Genomic DNA, 3812 nt, shown 5'->3' on the forward strand with positions numbered 1-3812 from the left:
CGATAATCTTCCGAATGCAAAAGACCGTAAACATAATAGAATAGATCATCTTTTGTTATGGTTTCATTAGGATAAGCTGCTTTAAAATGTGCTAATCCCGCATCTGTAATGGCATCACGGCGTTGTAAATCAGCATTGTTGCTTTTTTCTATAGAATTCGTAAATAAATGTGACTGGTTATTATCTTTAGATTTTAAGGAGGTAATATCTTCATAAAAGTATCTTGGAAAGCATTGACCTGTATCTATTGCGTGAAGGTTAGGTAAATCCTTACTCATCAAAACAGAAAATCCACTTCTTGCTCCTACGCCTGTAACTTGTATTACCTTATTTTTTACCGCTTTCCCTATAGAGAATTGTAAAACTCTCTCATTAAAAATGCGATTGTAATAAAGCCACTGTTGTGTAAAAGGGCGATAGAGGCTTTGAATAAGGTATTTATCTTCAAATTCGAAAATCTTTCCACTAATTAATTGTTGTTTAAGAGAACGACTCCAACTGATTTTTTTAGCATCTGAATTTACAAAATTATCTACAATTTTTGTACGTGTTTTACAGTCAGTGTGATAAATATCATTAAAACGTTTCACTTCACTATTATAAAAATTAATCATATTACGCATATTTTTAGCTAAAGCTTCACGGCTTGAGTTATATGCCCACGCATCACGGCTAGTTGAGATACCACAAGAAAACGTTTTAAAGAGCTTTTTATTATGTCCTTTCTTATCTCCTAAAGCTAGGAATGTTTCGAAACTCTCATCACGTTGATGTATCCAATCACCATGCTTATCTGGTGCAATTACTTGCCAGCCCTTTTTATCCGTAATGCCACCAACACTACCAAAACATTCCAGAGCTGTAAGTTTTTCTTTTATCGTACGATTATTACCAATATCATGATAGTAAATTTTACAAGGTCCAATAGCATTGGGATTTTTGATAAATAACGTTACCGCAATACCAGTCATACTACCATTGCCGAAAACATTTTCACCTTCTTGAGCAACTCCATTGCTTAACATATTTTTGCGAAGATCTCCTCGTAAATTGAGTACGTAAATACTGCTAAATTCTTTGGCTAAAGATTTTCGTAAACCATCCATTGTAGACTTTTCTATGTAACCAGAACCAGAAACAAAACCGATTACTCCAGCATTATCAATACGATCACTAGCCCAGCGAATAGCGCGGATATAATTATCATATAGATTTCGTATAAGATTTGCATTTGACTGAGCGGCATAAGTTTCACGAATGCGGTCATCTAATATCGGATAAGGTGTATTCTTTGCATTATCATTAGCACTTTTTTGACCTGTTGAATAAGGAGGATTGCCAAAGATAACTTCAATATTCATCTTCTTTTGATGTTCTAAATATTCACTGTTTTCTTTAAACAATTCCTGTAGTAAGTTCTTCTCTTCAAGCATCCGAAACGTATCGGTTAAGCCAATATGTTTAAAAGGAATATACTCTCCTTTCATAAGACTATGATACGTCGATTCAATGTTAATCGCTGCTATGTAATAGGCTAAGAGAACAATCTCATTGGCATGGATATCATGACGGAATTTGTATTCCATATCCTCTGGTTTGATCAGTTTAGATTGTAACAGCCGCGTGATAAAAGTACCCGTTCCGGTGAAAGGATCAAGGATAGAGACACCCCGTGATCCCAAGCTTTTTCCAAACTCTTGCTCTAAAACATCATTAACGGAATGAATGATAAAATCAACAATCTCAACGGGCGTGTAAACAATTCCAAGCTTATCCGTGGTTTTCTTAAATGCCTTGGCAAAAAAACTTTCATAAAGTTTGATAATAAGATTCTGTTTTGCATGAGTTTCCGTAATGCCTGCTGTACAGAACATGACACTTTTGTAAAATTGATCAAGATCTTTCGTTTTCTCTTCGATATTTGTTTTATCCAGTGCCGTTAAGATCTTATCCATGGCTTGCGAAATGGCATTGTTCTGTACAAATTCATTACCGTCAAATAAAGCTTCAAACACGGGACGCGTGACAAGATGTTGCGCTAACATCTCAATCGCTTCCTCTTGCTTGATTTCACTGTTGACGTTGTTCTTTAATTCCTTATGGAATGCATCAAAGGCGTGAAAGGCTTCACTCTTTTCATCGGAAATCATATCTTTAAGATGATTGATATGGTTTTGAGCAATCTCAGCAACATTGTTCGCCCAAATGCCCCAATAATCCGTGATTTTAAAACTATCCAGAAAAATGGCTTTGACAAAATCAAAAAATTCAGAACGGCGGAATAGGTCTCCTTGTCCTCCAGATACCGATTGAGATTTGCTTTCTGCTGTTCCAATGACACGTCCAGAACTTTCTGTTTTGGATGGTATCGAGATCTCATCAACCGTTGTGGTAAGCTCTTTTAATTCATTGGCTCGTTTAATCTCTATAATTTCAATCGTATGGCTGCTATCTTGTCCTAAAGACATCTGATTAATTGTCCGAGCAAGCCTTTCGTCATGAGAATGTAAAGCATGCAAAACTTGCCAAACAACACGGTATCTCTTATTGTTTTTTAAAGCCTTTTTGGCTTCTAAGTGTGAAGGAATGATAATGGGTAAAATGATATAGCCCGTTTTTTTATTTGGAGCACGACGCATCATACGCCCTACTGCCTGTATCACATCCACTTGGCTATTGCGCGGGTGTAAAAACATGATGGCATCAAGAGCAGGGACATCAATCCCTTCTGAAAGACACCGAACATTGCTTAAGATCCGACAAACGTTTTGCCCCGCATCTTCTTTAAGCCAATCCAATTCCTCATTGCGTTTTTTGACGCTTTGCGTTCCGTCAATATGTCTTACTTCACAGTTTAGAAAGGGAACGGTTTGAAGGAAATCATCAATATGAGATTTGATAATTTTATTAAAGAGCTTTGTTATATATTGAGAGGTATTGATATCTTTGCAAAAAGCTAAAGCACATTGCATGGGCTCTGTATCATCATCATCAACAGCCGCTTGCTTATCTATTTTGGTAAGTGCTCTATAACAGCCAATAATTTTTGCCGCATCATCTAAATCAATTTCACGGTTTTCATTGGCAATAATCTCCTGTATGGCTGGTGTGATATAGGTTTCATTAATACCCAAGACCACAATCTTGTAAGGAGTTAAAAGTTCATTATCGACAGCTTCCGCGAAGGTATAATGATGAAGTTGTTTGCCATAAAGGGTTTCATCGTCCATAGATGCCAAAACAGCATTGATCTCATCCGCCCGCCTTTTAGCAGTGTCACTAAAGATACGCGGCGTTGCTGTCATATACAGACGTTTTTTGCCCCGAATGATGCTGTTATCGTGAACCTTGATAAATTCAGATTCATTGTCTTCAGTTCCCAATGAAGCCCCAGTTGTTCTATGGGCTTCATCACAGATGATCAGATCAAATTCGGGTAAACCATGCTCTTTTTGTGCATCCGAAATCACTTGGATAGAATGATAAGTTGAAAAGACCACGGTCATTGCATCTGCTAGGGATTCACAAGCTTCTTTAGCAAGGGCTTGAGCATCCGTGGTAGCAGGGAGAACAAGATCTGATGTTTCCATGCCAACAATATCATCTTGATTTTTACGACGCTTGCCTACTTTCGTGTCAGAACACACGGCAAAGGAACGCAACGGGACTTGTGCATCGGCTGTCCATTCACGGATTGTTTGCGAGACTAAAGCCAGAGAAGGCACCAGAAACAACACACGCTTGCCTTTTCCTGCTATGTGTTCTGCTATCTTAAGGCTTGTGAAAGTCTTCCCCGTTCCACATGCCATAAT

Annotated in this window: 1 protein-coding gene; it reads right to left on the reverse strand. The window is 37.8% G+C overall.

Features of this window, described 5'->3' with window-relative positions; all coding sequences use genetic code 11:
• Positions 1-3812: type ISP restriction/modification enzyme (locus ACFIQE_RS08940; RefSeq protein ID WP_375707573.1), on the reverse strand; the 3812-nt coding region annotated here is incomplete at both ends.

This window comes from Bartonella sp. AA1HLJMS (assembly GCF_042197445.1).
GTDB lineage: Bacteria > Pseudomonadota > Alphaproteobacteria > Rhizobiales > Rhizobiaceae > Bartonella.